This is a genomic window from Falsibacillus pallidus (assembly GCF_003350505.1).
In the GTDB taxonomy this organism is placed as follows: Bacteria; Bacillota; Bacilli; order Bacillales; family DSM-25281; genus Falsibacillus; species Falsibacillus pallidus.
The window spans coordinates 226,597-241,781 of sequence record NZ_QQAY01000002.1; the positions used below are offsets into that span (position 1 = coordinate 226,597).

Below are 15,185 nucleotides of genomic sequence, written 5' to 3' on the forward strand. Positions count from 1 at the left end.
TCTGTTTGTTTATTGAATTAAATTTTTGAAAATATTGGCTATATTAAAGTAATTATTTCCGAATAAAAGAGCATTAATAGAAGACATTGTATCCTACATATACCAGCATGCAAATTAATATTGCCATAAAAAAACTTGTAGAGCGTGTTTTTCGAAAAGATGTATTTAATTTCATTTTGATGCTGAAGTAAGTGATATAGATGATTAATGCAAAGAATATGATAATAAAAGAATAATCCCTAAATGAAAATGCTGAAAAAAGAAAAATCATATTAAAAAATAGGACAAGAATACTTTCTGTAGGAGAAAAATGTTTATTCATTTTATAAACCTCCATTTGGAAATAAGAATTTTTCTTGCGATTATTTATTGATAAATAATCCTCTATTTAATAGTACGTATGTTTTGACTTTAAGTTTCATATTCTTCCATAGTAAATTACACATTTATCCAAATGAAGGAATGAATCCAAAAAGTGTCGAAAATATAAGCAAACCTAATTAGATGTTGATAGGAGAATGAACATGAGCACAGAAACGTGGAAAAAAGTCGATGAGTATTTTACAAAGAAGCTGCACGAACCCGAATCCATCATGGATAATGTATTGAAATCAAACGAGGAAGCGGGACTGCCGTCCATCGATGTTTCACCGAACCAAGGGAAGCTGCTGAATCTCTTAGTACAGATGAAAGGGGCCACAAAAATCCTGGAAATCGGTACACTTGGTGGCTACAGCACCATCTGGATGGCGAGAGCGCTGCCTGAGAACGGAAAATTGATCACCTTGGAATATGCAGAAAAACATGCGGATGTAGCGAGAAAAAATATTGAGCATGCCGGGATTTCAGATAAGGTTGAGATTATGGTTGGAGCCGCTTTGGATTCCCTTCCGGTGTTAGAAGAACGCGGGGAAAAGGATTTTGATTTTATTTTTATTGACGCAGATAAACCGAACAATCCTCATTATTTGGAATGGGCATTGAAATTAAGTAAACCGGGTACGGTCATCATCGGGGACAATGTTGTGAGAGATGGAAAAGTGGTGGATGAAGACACAGAAGATGCCGTCATTAAAGGTGTTCAATCGTTTATCGACCTTCTTTCTAGAAATCCCCACATTGATTCTACGGCGATTCAAACTGTCGGAAGCAAAGGCTACGATGGATTTGTACTTGGAATTGTTAAATGACAAAAGGATTAAGTGAAATGGAATTAGGTACTCCTTTTGCAAAAGGGAATACAGCAGACATCTATCTATGGGAAAATAAAATCGTGAAACTCTATAAAGAACATTTGCCTGATAATGAAGCAGCGAATGAAGCTGAGAAACAAATGGCTGCCTACTCAACCGGACTTCCTGTTCCAAAAATGTGGGATGTGGCAAAGGTGAATGGAAGGCAAGTGCTGATCATGGAGTATGTGAAAGGGGAGACGTTAGGACAACTCCTCCAGAAAAATGAGGAAAAGGCAAAATACTATCTTTCAACCTCCATTGACCTTCAATTGAACATGCATGAGAAAGAAACGAATAAACTTGTTGATATGTCCGAAAAATTGAGACGTCAAATAGAAAATGCTCCCATTTTGACAAATGAGCAAAAAGAAGCGCTCATCAAGAAATTAAGCACCATGACCTATGAGCCAAAGCTTTGCCATGGGGACTTCCATCTATATAATGTGGTTCAATCCCTTGAAAATTTCACCATCATTGACTGGGTCGATGCAAGTTCCGGAGACGTTCGTGCAGATGTCTATCGTTCCTACCTATTATACTCAGAAGTTTCCAGTGAATTAGCTGAAGCCTATCTGAGCATTTATTGTGAAAAAAGCGGCTTGAGCAAAACGGAAATTCAGGAATGGGCACCAATCATAGCAGGCGCCAGGCTCGCAGAGAAGGTATCTGGCGAAAATGAACAGTATTTGATTGGAATTGTTAACGGGTATATGTATAAATAAATAGCATTAAAATTTACATCCGCTGTCGATGGCAGTGGATGTTTTTTTATTTTAGGGGTGTCCTTTTTTCATTTTCGATTGTATATAGAGTGTGAAAGGAGGTGATACGACATGGCAGAGGCATTATTGAAAGATTCCAAATTGAAGTTGATGTTCCAAGCAGGGGTGGATGAAAATGGAGATCCTGTTTTCAAGAACAAGACCCTCAATAACATCAAAACGGATTCCACTCCGGATCAATTGGATCAAGTGGCGCAGGCCCTAAAAGCTCTTTGCAGCTCTCCTCTTGTTGAGGTTGAAAGGGACGACAGCTACGACATTGAGGCGTAATAACGTTCATGAAAGCTAAATAAAACAGGAAGGAGGTGAACCATTTTGGCAAAATCACTTGAACTTCAATTTGTAACAGCTGACGGCAAATCAGCGAAGGTTTCGATTGACAATCCAATCGAGCCTGTTGACACAGCTCAGGTCAAAGCTTCGATGGAGGCTATCATTGCAGCAGATGTGTTCTTCACAAATGCAGGGTCATCCTATTCAGGCATTAAGGGTGCCCGAGTAGTTGAGCGCAATGTCACGGACTACACGATTGAGTAATCATGGGGGCCTGTTCATTTGGACAGGCCTTTCATCATTAAGATGAGAGGAGGGAGAAAAGTGGACCAATTCATCCCATTTATCAGTGAGGTTGGATTTCCCATTGCGGTCACAGTGTATCTGCTTTATCGGATTGAGACTAAGCTGGATGCGATCGTTGCCTCAATTGTCAATCTGCCTGAACGAATTAAAGGGGTATAAATAAAATCCTTCGCCATTTTCTAGGGCGAAGGATTTTTTTCGTAGGAATATATTATGAAAGGTATAAGCGCAATGTTTCTTGCAGTGTTCCTTTTGTTTCAGCTTTTTTATCGAACGTGATGCCAGCGTGGACCATCTTTCTTGTGAGTTCTGGACGCATACCCGAAATGATGGCTTTGCATCCCATCATATTGACCCCCGTCAGAACTTTTTGGAAATGGTCCATGACATCCAATTCCATATCGGCTACCCCGGATAGATCGATAACCAATGTCTGTACCTGCTGTGCAGAAATATCCATCAGTGCTTTTTCTTCGATTGTCTGCATTCGGTAAGTGTCGATGGAGCCGATTAAAGGGAGTACTGCCACAGTTGGGCTGACAGGAATGATTGGAACAGAAAGGTGTTCCACAAGCTTTCTCTGTTCGTTGATCATTTCATCTTTATAGGTTGAATAATTTAGGAAAAATCCATTCAAGAAATCATCAATGCCATCATTGATTTTTTTCTCAAGTGCATAGAATTCTTCTTGGGTAGGGACGATGTCGTTCAAAGTCTCCCATTTATAATTGAATTCCCAGAGTGTCCTTCGAATCGCCTGGACCCATTCTAGTTTGAACGCAAGTGTCAGATTGTGCTGAGCCCATGCAATTCCTTCCTGACGTGCAAATGCTGCCAATTCTGCATCTCTTTCCTCGATAACATTCAAAGCAAGTGTTTCTGCATTTTTCAAAAGATCTATATTGCCTTTCAAAAGGATCTCATTGATTTTTGAAGCAACATTAACCGCTTCAGATAAGAGTTTTTCTTGAAATTTTCCCCTGTTTTCAATAATAAATTGAGAGATATTTGCACAATTTTGAAATGTTGCGTTCATGTAAGGTACACTCCTCAAAAAAGGTTCTATTTAATAGTATATATTAACTATTCTCATCTACCCTTTATTCTCCTCCTTTAAACATAAAAAAATGTGAAATTTTCATTAAAGCTGAAAAAAGTTTTTTTCGATATAATGGGAAAGGAGCTTTAAACGAAAGGATTTGTTTGACATCATGAAAAGAGCCATTTTATTTTTATGGCAAATTGCATTGATATCCGCTATTTATCTCGTATCAGTTTTTATCGTAAAATCACTGCATATCCCTGTTCCTGCGGGGGTCTTTGGCATGGTCCTATTATTCGCCCTGCTATCAACGGGTATCATTAAGCTAGAATATATTTCTATAGGGGCAGGATTCTTGAATAAGCATTTGGGATTCTTTTTCATTCCTATAGCAGTTGGGCTGATGAATGAAGGAACTCTTGTGAGGGAAATGGGCACCCAATTGTTCTTGATGATCTTCGGCAGTACGATCATTGGGCTCCTCATCACAGCTGGATTGACTCATTTTTTATCCAAGAAGGAGGGGAAGCAGCATGCACCTTCTAACATGGATTGAAATTATTTTAACCATCTTAGTCTATATCGGGGCAAGATTTGTATCTCAAAAAGTGAAATCGCCTCTGACGACACCGATATTCACTTCAACAGCCGTCATCATTCTGATTTTCTTATTGTGTCATATTTCATATAAAGCATACAGTGAAGCCAATCGCATCATATCATCTATGCTTGGACCCGTAACAGTAGCGTTAGCAGTTCCTATCTATCAGAATCGTAAATTGATCAGAAAACGGATGCTTCCTGCTGCAGCAGGGCTGTTGATCGGAACCATTTCTACGATCCTGACAGCTGTATGGTTTTCTATTTGGCTTGGACTGCCTGAAAAAATCCAGGCAACCGCGGCTGTCAAAGCAGTCTCCACTCCTGTTGCCATCCAGGCTGCGTTGTTAATTGGAGGAGACCCATCCCTTGCAGCAGCTTTTGTCATCACTGCCGGCATCATCGGGGCTGTGTTCGGACCGTTTATCTTATCTAAATGCAAAATTACGGATCCTTTTTCAAGAGGACTTGGCATCGGAACCGTCTCCCATGCCATCGGGACAAGCCAAGCCGGGATGGAAGGACCGATTGAAGGGGCAGCATCAAGTGCGGCCATGGGTCTTGCTGCCATGATCACCGCCATCATCCTGCCATGGCTGTATCCGTTGATTTCTTAAGGTTTTGAGCATAAGATAGTAAAAGATGATTTGACCTAGGAGGAATACAATGAAAATAGCAGATCTTATTACATCAAGAAGAAACATTAAGAAATTCAAGCCAGATCCACTAGACAAAAATAAAGTATTGGAATGGCTCGATGCAGCGTCATGGGCGCCAAATCATAAAATGACAGAACCGTGGGAAATCCTGTTCGTCGGACCTGAAACTAGAGCAGAGATTAACCATAAAATAGATTTTGGCGGTGCTCCCGTCGTCATGGTTATCCTTTCTAAAAAAGGAAAGACAGAAGTCGAAAGAGAAGAAAACATGGCTGCCACAGCCTGCTTTATCCAAAACTTCATGCTTGCTGCCTGGTCTGAAGGAGTGGGAACGTTCTGGTCTTCTGCAGCTGCTTCAAAGCGCAGCCGCGACATATTGAATATCTCAGACGAATATGATGTAGTCGGCGTCATCTCAGCCGGATATCCCGAAGAAATTCCGGAACCAAAGCCAAGAACTCCGATCAGCCAAAAAATAAAAGAATTATCATAAAAATGAAGCTCCCTGTTACGTCGGGGAGCTTTTTATTATTATATTCGAAAAATTAAAATAATTAATTTGATTACAAGGAAACTCTCATACTATCTTACTATTATCAGATTTTCTGCAAATTCTGATTGTTTAACCCTTAAATATTTACTATTATTAAAATAGTAAATATTATTTTACTATTGTTTTAAAAAGTACATATCGAGCAAGGAAAGGGAGGAAATGGTGTGGAAAATAAAGAATTGAACAGGGGATTGAAATCCCGCCATATTCAAATGATCGCCCTTGGGGGAACGATAGGGGTAGGTCTGTTTATGGGATCCGCCAGCACGATTCGCTGGACAGGACCATCTGTCATGCTGGCGTATGCCTTGGCAGGAATCTTCATCTTTTTCATCATGCGCGCGATGGGGGAGATGCTTTATGTCGAACCGAGCACAGGTTCTTTTGCGACATTCGGCTACAAGTATATCCATCCGCTTGCCGGCTACCTGACAGCATGGAGCAATTGGTTCCAATGGGTGGTTGTAGGGATGTCTGAAATTATTGCTGTAGGCGCTTACATGCAATATTGGTTCCCGGATCTGCCTGCATGGATCCCGGGGCTGATTGCACTGGTTCTACTCGGTGCTGCGAACTTGATCTCGGTAAAATCATTCGGTGAATTTGAATTTTGGTTCGCTCTCATCAAGATTGTCACAATTATTTTGATGATCATTGCTGGCTTTGGACTTGTCTTTTTCGGCATCGGCAACGGGGGGAACGCCATCGGCATCTCTAATCTTTGGACACACGGCGGCTTTTTTGCCGGAGGCTGGAAAGGATTCTTCTTCGCCTTGTCGCTAGTCATCGGTGCTTACCAAGGAGTAGAACTGATCGGTATCACGGCAGGGGAAGCTGAAAATCCGAAGAAAACGTTGAGAAATGCCATTCAAAGCATCATCTGGAGAATCCTTGTCTTTTATATCGGGGCGATTTTTATCATCGTTACCGTCTATCCATGGAATGAACTGAGCTCCATTGGAAGTCCGTTTGTCGGTACATTTGCTAAAATCGGCATCACGGCAGCAGCAGGATTCATTAATTTTGTTGTCATTACAGCCGCTCTTTCCGGCTGCAACAGCGGCATCTACAGTGCTGGAAGGATGCTTTACACACTTGGTGTCAATGGACAGGCGCCGAAGTTTTTCAAAAAGGTTTCGTCCAGCGGCGTTCCACTTGTTGGGACAATCGGGGTTCTCGCAGGTTTGGTGATCGGTGTTATTCTTAGCTACATTGCACCTGAAAATCTATTTGTCTACGTATACAGTGCAAGCGTACTTCCGGGGATGATTCCTTGGTTTGTCATCTTGATCAGCCAAACGCGCTTCCGCAAATTGAAGACGGATAAAATGGGGAATCATCCGTTCAAGATGCCACTCGCTCCACTGACAAACTATTTAACGATTGCTTTCCTGCTAGTGGTTTTGGTGGGAATGTGGGTAAATGAGGATACACGCATTTCTTTGATTGCGGGAATTGTTTTTCTGGGATTGGTTGTCATTAGTTATTATGTATTTGGAATCCATAAAAAAACACCGATTGATGCAGATAATGAAGATGAAGTTGCATAAGAAACAGAAAAGACTCAGGGAATCAATCCGTGAGTCTTTTTAAAATGTATCTACAATTGTCTTTATATCTATATTAGCCAATGACTTTGCGTCTTCATAGGAAACGGGGAATTTACTTACCCAGTTGTTGTAGACTCTGGTTAAGTATGTCCGGTTATAAACCTTACCGGCAAATTCGTTATAAAAATACAGCAGCAGGACGTTTACGACAATATCCGGGAGCTGTTTCCTTGTTTCGATGCCCTTGAACGAAATGATGTCGATGCCCTTCGGCTGATTGCCAGTGGCATATTGAAAAATTTCAGCAGGCGTTTTCGCAAGGCACAATTGTCTCAACTCTGATTCATTCGTAAAGAAGCCCACATTATTACCCCTATCATGTTGCAGATTTTCTCTCTTTAGAAAAGTTTTCTAGTTTCTTAGTTTAATTTAACCATAAAGTCTATCATTTGGATAGGGGTTAGGGCAAGTTGTAACATGATTAAAATAATTGAAGATATAGTGAAAAGGGTTGTATTTGATAGATTGGGGTTTCTGCGGGCGGTGGAAATGATGTCAAAACGGGGGAAATATCGTCATCATTATTTCTCAGGAAAGCGCAGGATGTGACAGGTGCCGTGCGGTTAAGGTCGAATCATGTATTCTAGAGAGGAAAAGTGGAGAAAGAGAGCGGAATTTGAATTTTTCGGAGGAGTATTTTCCTATATGTTTGTTGATCTGAATCCTGCCAATTTCCTATGTGGAATGATTTTGGAGGGAGTTTCCCATGTTGTATTTCCATAGAGGATTAGCCAATCTGGTTGTCGAATAAGAAATAGACCGGAAATGGGAGAAGGGGGATTGAAAATGTCTGCACAAACATTTGTATATGCTACATACATAGCAGCTTCGAAAGAACAGGTCTGGGATGCTTTGACTAATGGAGACATCACGGAGCAATATTTCTTTGGAACAAGGGTGGAGTCTGAATGGACAGAAGGATCTGATGTCAACTATTACCGCGAAGGGCAGGTATGCGACTATGGATCAGTTTTGAAGTGTGATCCATACAAACTTCTATCGTACACGTGGATCAATTCGTCTGATAAATATCCCCGTACAAGCCCGACGGTTGTTACATTTAAATTTCAGCCGATGGGAGAGGCTGTCAAACTGACTCTAAAGCATGAGAATCTCCTGGAAACCGACTACATTGAAGATGAAGATACGTTCGTCGGCTTCAACAATGGATGGCCGGCGATCCTCAGTAACTTAAAGACGTTTTTGGAGACGGGGAAAGTATTGAATCTAATGTAGGAAATATATTAAAGCGGTCGCATGGGGAATAAATCGTGCGGCCGATTGTTTTTTGGACAGGTATGATTGGTTTGTGCCCGCGCACGTGTGTATTCCACGGTAAAGGGGATAAAAACTACCTTAACGTGCCCTTGCGAGTATACATTCCACGGTAAAGGGAACAAAAACTTCCGGAACGTGACCGTTCACGTGTACATCCAGCGATAAAGGGAACAAAATCTTCCGATACGTAACTCTCCGAAAGCACTTCCTACAATTAAGGGAACAATAGGTTCTCAATCATTCTCACGCAAGAGAGCAACAGCCAAAATTGATGCATATGCGAATCAATCCGGCAACGGAATACGCATCCAGATATCCACGAAAAAACAGACGAATCGCTGCATGCAATCCGCCTGTCGTCATTCAACTGTCATCTCAGTCACTGCCATCACTCTCATCGCTGCGTTCTTCTCGGTCTATCGGCCGGTTGATTTCATTTGCCAGTTCATCTAAAAATTCATCCGATAGAAGGGGCTTTTTTTCTTTTTTCATGGTCATTCCTCCTAAGGTTTGTTTTTCTATTCTGATCAGCATTTTTCACAAAATTTATTTTTGCTATACCTCTTAAAAAAATGATTTACTTTTTCGAAGGACGGGAGTATTATTATCACAGTTTCAAATTTCTAATTCGCTGAAACCATCAGGTGCGGGGGAACCATTCAAGGGATCGATGTGTTGATCCATGGGGTGAATCCTTTTAAGGTAGGGCTACTCATTGGCCCGAATCCGTCAGCTAACCTCGTAAGCGTTAGATTGAGAAGGAAGGTGAAGCTTGTGACTAGGTCTCTACTATGTCCACAGGTCTTTTATGATGGCTTGTGGGCATTTTTTTGTGAAAAAAGAGAGCCGATGCATCAAACATTCAGAAAGATTCAAAGCTACATACTACTTAGGCGGGTGCATTCAAATTGATGTCAATCATGAAAAGGATTTTAATCGGCCGTCCGTTGAAATCCACTGAATTAAGTGAACAAAAGCTGAACAAAACGAAGGCGCTGGCCATTCTTTCGTCAGATGCCCTATCATCTATCGCCTATGGTCCGGAGCAAATCTTGATAGCGCTCATGGTCATTGGATCTGCGGCTTTCTGGTATTCCATACCGGTCGCAGTCGGGGTCATCATTCTTTTAACAGCACTTATCTTATCCTATAGACAAATTATTTTTGCCTATCCTCATGGCGGCGGGGCATATGTTGTTTCGAAGAACAATCTTGGAGTCAACGCAGGGCTGATCGCAGGGGGTTCCCTGCTGGTGGATTACATTTTAACTGTTGCAGTAAGTGTATCTGCAGGAACGGATGCGATAACCTCGGCATTCCCTGCACTCCACAGTCACACTGTGGAAATTGCTGTAATTTTCGTCATCTTGATCACCATTTTAAATTTGCGCGGGCTGACAGAGTCTGCTTCTATTTTAGCATATCCTGTGTATCTTTTTGTCCTGGCCTTTATCCTGCTGATTGGCGGGGGGATTTACAAAATCGTGACGGGCGACGTTTCAGCCAGCGCCCATACGCCAATCGGGACACCGGTAGCCGGCATCAGCCTGTTCATTTTGCTGAGGACATTCGCATCAGGATGTTCGGCGTTGACCGGTGTGGAGGCAATCTCCAATGCCATTCCGCACTTTAAAGACCCTGCACCGAACAATGCGGCAAAAACATTGTTGGCAATGGGGGGATTATTGGCTGCGCTGTTTGCCGGTATTGTGTACTTAGCCTATTACTTGGGAACGGTGCCGAATGAAAAGGTAACGGTTGTATCGCAAATGGCGGAAGAAATTTTCGGAAGGAATGTGTTTTATTACTTTATTCAAGGGACAACTGCCTTGATATTGATTCTTGCAGCCAATACAGGCTATTCTGCCTTTCCGCTGCTCGCTGTGAACTTGGCCAAAGATAAATTCATTCCTAGGATGTTTCTGATCCGCGGCGACAGGCTTGGCTATTCGAATGGAATCATCATACTTGGATTCTTCTCCATCCTGCTCATCCTTGCTTTCCAAGCTAAGACAGAACATCTTATCCCGCTTTATGCGGTGGGGGTTTTCCTTCCGTTTACCTTGTCACAGACAGGGATGATGGTGAAATGGATGCGGGAAAAGCCGAAGGGATGGAGGCAGAAGCTTACCATCAATACGATTGGTGCTGCCATCAGTTTGATTGTCACCATCATGTTTTTCCTGACGAAATTTCCAAAGGTATGGCCGATCCTGGTTTTCCTTCCACTCATTGTGCTGCTGTTTCACAGGATCCGCCGACATTACGATGCGGTGGGGGATCAGCTCAGATTGAGTACTTGTGAACCGGCATTCAAAATCGAAGGAAATGTCATGATCGTTCCTGTTGCAGGAATGACCCATGTAGTAGAGAATTCGCTGAATTATGCGAAATCCCTTCATCCAGATCAAATAATTGCTGTGTATATTGCATTTGAGAGGGACAGTGAAAAAGAATTCGAGGAAAAATGGAAGAAGTGGCAGCCCGACATTCGTTTGGTGACCCTTCATTCACACTATCGGAGCATCATCAACCCATTGACGAAGTTTGTTGATACGGTCGAGAAAAAAGCGAAGGAAGGAAACTACAGGGTAACGGTCGTGATCCCGCAGTTCATTCCAAAAAAAGGCTGGCACAACATCCTTCACAACCAATCAAGCCTTTTGATTCGGACGTTCCTTCTGTACCGGAGAGATGTCATTGTCACCACAGTCCCTTTCCATTTGAAGAAATAATTACGAGCCGGTTCCCATTGGGGAATCGGTTTTTTCTTGCTGATCAAGGTACTTTCCCTTTTCCTGCATATTTTTTCCTGAACTGCACATTTTAATAGTATTAAAATGGTTATAGAAGGTTGAGGTTTTTAGGTTGGCATCAAAAAATCCGATTTCTTCATCTGAATTAGGGATGCTGTGGCTAACATTTCAGGAGAAGACGCTGATATTACGAGTGCTCGAATATTTTATCGAAAAAGCCGACGACCAGCAGGCGAAGAATATCATGGGTGGCCTGTGGCAGGAGCTCGATTATTATGTCAAAAAAATAAAAGACATCTTTAAAGAAGAAGGTGCTGCGATTCCGGTCGGTTTTACAAGCAAGGATGTTAACCTCAATGCCCCGAAGCTTTTTGACAATGGTTTTGACATCATGTTTCTCCGAATCCTTAAGGAAGTCAGCATGGGGATGTATACAATCAATTTAAATATGTCCTATCGGGATGACGTCATGTCTCTATATGAAGGGTTAACGACGATTACTCAGCGTGTATATAAACTATCGACTCTCTATCTCCTTGATAAAGGAATTCTAACCGTTCCGCCGCATGTCACTATGCCAAAAACAACAGACTTCATCCATGAAAAAAGTTATTTAAAAGGTTTGTTCACTCTAAGTGAAAAAAGGCCGTTAAATGATATTGAACTGGGGATCCTCCATCATGGTATCGAAACGAATAACATTGGGATGCAGCTTGTCACAGGTTTCGCACAATGTTCTGAGGATAAGGAAGTCAAAGAATATTTTGTGAAGGGGCTTGATTTGGCTAAGCAGCAGATTAAACTCTTCCAGAAAACTTTGCTGGACAGTGATGTGCAATTTTCTGCAACTTCCGGGTGCACGGTTACAACTTCGACGATCGCGCCGTTTTCCCAAAGATTGATGATGTACTGCGTGTATCTTTTGAACGGCTTCGGGCTGGTGGGCAGCGGTTTTGGAGCAATGTTCAGCTTGCGAACCGATTTAGCTTTGAATAATGCTTTGGTATCAAAGGACATTTATATGTATGCAGCGGAGGGAATAAGAATTTTGATCAAAAATGGATGGATGGAAGAGCCTCCGCAGATGGAGGATCGGAACGGATTGATAGGGGATTAGATTTGGGCTAAGCATTTTTGCTGGCCCTTTTTTTATTTTTTCCATAATTTTTACTTTAGGGTGTCCTTTTTCCTTTTGGACTTGTATATAGGAGGTAAAAAAAGGAGAATTACTTATGACGAAATGTTTAGTCCACGAAAGTCCGATTCTAGTTCTGCCCTCATTGGCTGTGAAGGCGGGGTTGAATGAAGCCATCATCCTCCAGCAGTTCCATTACTGGATTTCTTCAAGCCGGCATGAACACGAGGGAAGAAAATGGGTGTACAACACCTACGAACAATGGCAGAAGCAATTCCCTTTTTGGTCTATCAGCACAATAAGAAGGACGATTGCGAAGCTTGAAAAAGATGGCTGGATCGAGAGTAGGAATTATAATAAATCGAAATTGGATAACACGAAATGGTACAGCATTTGCTACGAAAAACTATCCGAAGTGGAAGGCATTGATGTCGAGCCTGACCACGAACTGAATCAAACTGAACAGCTCGATGAATCAAATCGGACAGACGACCTGGTCAATATGGACAAGCCATTACCAGAGAGTACTTCAGAGAATCCAGCAGAGAATTCCAAACAAGTAGAAGATGCCGCGCAGGCTGCGGATCCACTTCATTTTTTCGAGGTAAATGGGTTTGGCTATCCTGGCCATTATATTCGGGAGAAAATCACGCATTGGTGCACGGATCTATCGAAAGAGCTTGTGGTAGAAGCAATGAAAATGGCTTTAGAGCGCGGGGTGAAGAACTGGAAATACGCCGAGTGCATTCTCATCAACTGGGTGGATCAGGACATCCAGTCCCTTGAAGATGTACAAGTTTTGCAGAAAAAGCATCGAGAGAGCAAAAAGCAAAGAGTTCCTCAGCGAAAGCAGAATAAGGTACGGGTAGAAAAAATACCAGAGTGGCTGGAGAAAAAAGAAGAATACAAGCAGGAGGAAAAAGATCCAATCTTAATAGAAAAAAAGAGAAAAATGATCGAAATTCAACAGAAGTATCAAGGTAAAGAGAATCAAAGGTAGATAGATGACTTTCGCAAAACATCCAACCCACCGCAAAAAATAGTCAATCAAAGTGAAAGTTCCAGTGGCTTATTCCGTCTAATGTATAAGGGCATAGAGGGGGATAGAACGAATGTCGATACAAAAAATTGAGAGTTGGTTCCATGACTATCATCAGGATATTTATAACTTCTTGATTTATTATGTGGGATCCACCGATGTAGAAGATATGCTGCAAGAGGTTTTCATCCGGGCATTGAAAGGAATCCATACATTTCGGGGCGACAGCAATCCGAAAACGTGGCTATTTTCGATCGCCAGGAATATAGCCGTGGATGTTAAACGAAAAGAGAAAAGCGATTTTCAAAAAGTATCCGCTTTGCAAAATCAAATCGATGTGGGAAATGTGCATGCCGCTACGCCTGAGGAGGCGTTTGAATTAGATCAGCGCAAAAGTGAGCTGATTGCTGCCATCCGAACGCTGAAGCAAAATTATCAGGACGTCATTTTCCTGCGGGCACTTAAGGAGTTTTCCATTGAAGAAACGGCAGAAATCCTTGGCTGGAAAACGAATAAAGTCAGTGTGACCTATCACAGGGCCATAAAAACACTCCGAGACCATCTCATTGAAAAGGGGGGATATCCTGAATGGATCGATTTATGAAAGAAGATCAATTAGTAGTAAAAGAAATCAACAGCCTGCCACAGGGAAAAACATTGTCTGAGGAAAAACAAAGCCAGATACTTCAGGCACTGCGGCTCGAGCATGAAAAAATGGAGAAACTAAATCGTAAAAAGTCCATATTCAGATGGATTGGCAGCAGTGTATTGATCGCTGCGGCTGCTTCACTTTTCCTTGTACTCGCCCTTCAGCAAAACGATGTGAAGGATCTTGGGGAAATCAAACAGCATCATCCAGTCAAACAGGTTCCATCCCCTGCGGAAACATTCAATGACCTTTATCAAGACCATCCGGATTTCCAGCCTGTTTTCATGGATTTCGAAGGTGGCCTGTGGGCTGTGGGAGAAAAAGATGTCTATCATTTAAGTAATAGGAAATGGACGAGAGTGACGCCTAGCGGATTTTCATATAATATGAACGCCCCCGAAACTGGCAGCGCCATTTTCCTAAGTAAGGAGCGTGCTGTCATTGCTGTTCAAGATCCTGATAACTTTAAAGTGAAATTATATTCTACTCAAGACGGTGGAAAAACGTGGTCGGCTACCTCATTTGGAGAAATGATGACAAGTGTGAAAATGACTTCCATCAATGAAAACGAGATATGGCTGCTTGGCATTGGTGATGCAGGAATGGGCAGCAGCGCTCAAATTGTCTATCGCTCCTCTGATGGAGGCAAGACATGGGATAAAGTGAATGAGGAGCGAACTTCCGGAAGTAAGCTTGATATTACATTTGTTGATGAGAAAAGCGGATTCATGGCTATTCAAAGCAATTATCCCGGAGCACAGTATTTTCACACAGAGGATAGTGGGGCGACATGGGAGCGAAAAGGGCTGCCGATTTATCCTGGAATTGAACCAGAGCTGCAGCAGCCGCTTGCCAACCCAACTTTCTTTTCGAACGGAAATGGGGTATTTCCTGTACGGGGAGACCAATCCTTCCTTCTATATGAAACAAAAGATAATGGGCAGACATGGAGTGCAGATAAACCTGTTCTGAAAACCGATTATTACATTAACAAAGTCTATTTCTATGATCAGCGTAATGGATGGCTCTTTACGGAAAACAGCATCTATCATACAGTGAACGGCGGGGAGTCATGGGAAAATTATTCGGATATCCCGAAATTCCCGTTTATTCACGAGATTCATTTTGACTCACCTGAAAATGGTCAGATTATATCCATTGAAGATGGACATTCAACATTATTTACAACGGATGATGGAGGAAAGAGCTGGACCGAAACATCCTTTCAATAAATGAATGCCTGTGACAAACCAGCTTGGACAATTTGT

Annotated in this window: 18 protein-coding genes and 1 riboswitch; of the genes, 15 read left to right on the forward strand and 3 right to left on the reverse strand. The window is 42.0% G+C overall.

What is annotated here, in order from left to right; genetic code table 11:
• Positions 1-524 precede the first annotated feature (524 nt).
• The 5 genes from DFR59_RS04775 to DFR59_RS04795 all read left to right on the forward strand — a co-directional run bounded on the left by DFR59_RS04775 (position 525) and on the right by DFR59_RS04795 (position 2,755).
• Complete coding sequence (locus DFR59_RS04775; RefSeq protein WP_114744474.1) at positions 525-1,190, forward strand: O-methyltransferase; 666 nt, start codon at positions 525-527, stop codon at positions 1,188-1,190.
• Complete coding sequence (locus DFR59_RS04780; RefSeq protein ID WP_342768305.1) at positions 1,187-1,957, forward strand: phosphotransferase family protein; 771 nt, start codon at positions 1,187-1,189, stop codon at positions 1,955-1,957. The genes DFR59_RS04775 and DFR59_RS04780 overlap by 4 nt, the downstream gene beginning before the upstream one ends.
• Before the next feature lie 111 nt (positions 1,958-2,068).
• The gene (locus DFR59_RS04785) at positions 2,069-2,287 is read left to right on the forward strand and encodes a DUF1659 domain-containing protein (RefSeq protein ID WP_114744475.1); all 219 of its coding nucleotides are present in this window, start codon (positions 2,069-2,071) and stop codon (positions 2,285-2,287) included.
• A 45-nt stretch (positions 2,288-2,332) separates the two neighbouring features.
• Positions 2,333-2,554, forward strand: coding sequence for a DUF2922 domain-containing protein (locus DFR59_RS04790; RefSeq protein WP_114744476.1), 222 nt, complete (start codon positions 2,333-2,335; stop codon positions 2,552-2,554).
• A gap of 60 nt (positions 2,555-2,614) precedes the next feature.
• On the forward strand, positions 2,615-2,755 hold the full coding sequence (locus DFR59_RS04795; protein WP_245948374.1) for a YvrJ family protein: 141 nt from the start codon (positions 2,615-2,617) through the stop codon (positions 2,753-2,755).
• A gap of 52 nt (positions 2,756-2,807) precedes the next feature.
• Here the strand turns inward: DFR59_RS04795 and DFR59_RS04800 are convergent, their stop codons facing one another.
• Entirely contained in the window at positions 2,808-3,632 is an 825-nt protein-coding gene (locus tag DFR59_RS04800) for an STAS domain-containing protein (protein WP_114744477.1), read from the reverse strand.
• Positions 3,633-3,807: 175 nt separating this feature from the next.
• On the opposite strand from DFR59_RS04800, the gene DFR59_RS04805 reads away from it, so the two are divergent.
• From DFR59_RS04805 to DFR59_RS04820, 4 genes are all read left to right on the forward strand, one after another.
• Complete coding sequence (locus DFR59_RS04805) at positions 3,808-4,194, forward strand: CidA/LrgA family protein (RefSeq protein ID WP_114744811.1); 387 nt, start codon at positions 3,808-3,810, stop codon at positions 4,192-4,194.
• Positions 4,172-4,855: an LrgB family protein gene (locus tag DFR59_RS04810; protein ID WP_114744478.1), complete on the forward strand. Its 684-nt coding sequence runs from the start codon at positions 4,172-4,174 to the stop codon at positions 4,853-4,855. Before DFR59_RS04805 ends, DFR59_RS04810 begins: the two co-directional genes overlap by 23 nt.
• A gap of 49 nt (positions 4,856-4,904) precedes the next feature.
• The gene (locus DFR59_RS04815; RefSeq protein WP_114744479.1) at positions 4,905-5,390 is read left to right on the forward strand and encodes a nitroreductase family protein; all 486 of its coding nucleotides are present in this window, start codon (positions 4,905-4,907) and stop codon (positions 5,388-5,390) included.
• 224 nt (positions 5,391-5,614) lie between these two features.
• Positions 5,615-7,000 carry an amino acid permease gene (locus tag DFR59_RS04820; RefSeq protein ID WP_425454692.1) on the forward strand — a complete coding sequence of 462 codons (1,386 nt, stop codon included), beginning with the start codon at positions 5,615-5,617 and terminating at the stop codon, positions 6,998-7,000.
• Between the two features lie 39 nt (positions 7,001-7,039).
• Here DFR59_RS04820 and DFR59_RS04825 read toward each other — a convergent pair whose 3' ends face one another.
• Positions 7,040-7,363 (reverse strand): hypothetical protein, encoded by a 324-nt coding sequence (locus DFR59_RS04825; RefSeq protein WP_114744481.1) that lies wholly within the window; start codon positions 7,361-7,363, stop codon positions 7,040-7,042.
• Between the two features lie 483 nt (positions 7,364-7,846).
• On the opposite strand from DFR59_RS04825, the gene DFR59_RS04830 reads away from it, so the two are divergent.
• Positions 7,847-8,296, forward strand: a complete 450-nt coding sequence (locus DFR59_RS04830; RefSeq protein WP_114744482.1) for an SRPBCC family protein — start codon at positions 7,847-7,849, stop codon at positions 8,294-8,296.
• A 417-nt stretch (positions 8,297-8,713) separates the two neighbouring features.
• Here DFR59_RS04830 and DFR59_RS04835 read toward each other — a convergent pair whose 3' ends face one another.
• Positions 8,714-8,830 (reverse strand): hypothetical protein, encoded by a 117-nt coding sequence (locus tag DFR59_RS04835; protein WP_114744483.1) that lies wholly within the window; start codon positions 8,828-8,830, stop codon positions 8,714-8,716.
• 127 nt (positions 8,831-8,957) lie between these two features.
• A riboswitch (cyclic di-AMP (ydaO/yuaA leader) is annotated at positions 8,958-9,101 on the forward strand.
• A 145-nt stretch (positions 9,102-9,246) separates the two neighbouring features.
• Between DFR59_RS04835 and DFR59_RS04840 the strand changes: the two genes are divergently transcribed.
• The 5 genes from DFR59_RS04840 to DFR59_RS04860 all read left to right on the forward strand — a co-directional run bounded on the left by DFR59_RS04840 (position 9,247) and on the right by DFR59_RS04860 (position 15,149).
• Positions 9,247-11,073: an APC family permease gene (locus DFR59_RS04840; RefSeq protein WP_114744484.1), complete on the forward strand. Its 1,827-nt coding sequence runs from the start codon at positions 9,247-9,249 to the stop codon at positions 11,071-11,073.
• 133 nt (positions 11,074-11,206) lie between these two features.
• The gene (locus DFR59_RS04845) at positions 11,207-12,211 is read left to right on the forward strand and encodes a DUF3231 family protein (protein WP_114744485.1); all 1,005 of its coding nucleotides are present in this window, start codon (positions 11,207-11,209) and stop codon (positions 12,209-12,211) included.
• Positions 12,212-12,326: 115 nt separating this feature from the next.
• Positions 12,327-13,229, forward strand: a complete 903-nt coding sequence (locus DFR59_RS04850; RefSeq protein WP_114744486.1) for a DnaD domain-containing protein — start codon at positions 12,327-12,329, stop codon at positions 13,227-13,229.
• A gap of 112 nt (positions 13,230-13,341) precedes the next feature.
• Positions 13,342-13,872, forward strand: a complete 531-nt coding sequence (locus tag DFR59_RS04855; RefSeq protein WP_114744487.1) for an RNA polymerase sigma factor — start codon at positions 13,342-13,344, stop codon at positions 13,870-13,872.
• Positions 13,857-15,149, forward strand: coding sequence for a YCF48-related protein (locus tag DFR59_RS04860; protein WP_114744488.1), 1,293 nt, complete (start codon positions 13,857-13,859; stop codon positions 15,147-15,149). The genes DFR59_RS04855 and DFR59_RS04860 overlap by 16 nt, the downstream gene beginning before the upstream one ends.
• Positions 15,150-15,185: the final 36 nt, after the last annotated feature.

Excerpts from the sequence above, each read along its gene's own strand:
- DFR59_RS04850 (WP_114744486.1), top strand. The coding sequence starts at position 12,327 with ATGACGAAATGTTTAGTCCACGAAAGTCCGATTCTAGTTCTGCCCTCA.
- DFR59_RS04780 (WP_342768305.1), top strand. The coding sequence starts at position 1,187 with ATGACAAAAGGATTAAGTGAAATGGAATTAGGTACTCCTTTTGCAAAA.
- DFR59_RS04855 (WP_114744487.1), top strand. The coding sequence starts at position 13,342 with ATGTCGATACAAAAAATTGAGAGTTGGTTCCATGACTATCATCAGGAT.
- DFR59_RS04810 (WP_114744478.1), top strand. The coding sequence starts at position 4,172 with ATGCACCTTCTAACATGGATTGAAATTATTTTAACCATCTTAGTCTAT.
- DFR59_RS04835 (WP_114744483.1), bottom strand. The coding sequence starts at position 8,830 with ATGAAAAAAGAAAAAAAGCCCCTTCTATCGGATGAATTTTTAGATGAA.
- DFR59_RS04805 (WP_114744811.1), top strand. The coding sequence starts at position 3,808 with ATGAAAAGAGCCATTTTATTTTTATGGCAAATTGCATTGATATCCGCT.
- DFR59_RS04830 (WP_114744482.1), top strand. The coding sequence starts at position 7,847 with ATGTCTGCACAAACATTTGTATATGCTACATACATAGCAGCTTCGAAA.
- DFR59_RS04860 (WP_114744488.1), top strand. The coding sequence starts at position 13,857 with ATGGATCGATTTATGAAAGAAGATCAATTAGTAGTAAAAGAAATCAAC.
- DFR59_RS04800 (WP_114744477.1), bottom strand. The coding sequence starts at position 3,632 with ATGAACGCAACATTTCAAAATTGTGCAAATATCTCTCAATTTATTATT.
- DFR59_RS04775 (WP_114744474.1), top strand. The coding sequence starts at position 525 with ATGAGCACAGAAACGTGGAAAAAAGTCGATGAGTATTTTACAAAGAAG.
- DFR59_RS04815 (WP_114744479.1), top strand. The coding sequence starts at position 4,905 with ATGAAAATAGCAGATCTTATTACATCAAGAAGAAACATTAAGAAATTC.
- DFR59_RS04785 (WP_114744475.1), top strand. The coding sequence starts at position 2,069 with ATGGCAGAGGCATTATTGAAAGATTCCAAATTGAAGTTGATGTTCCAA.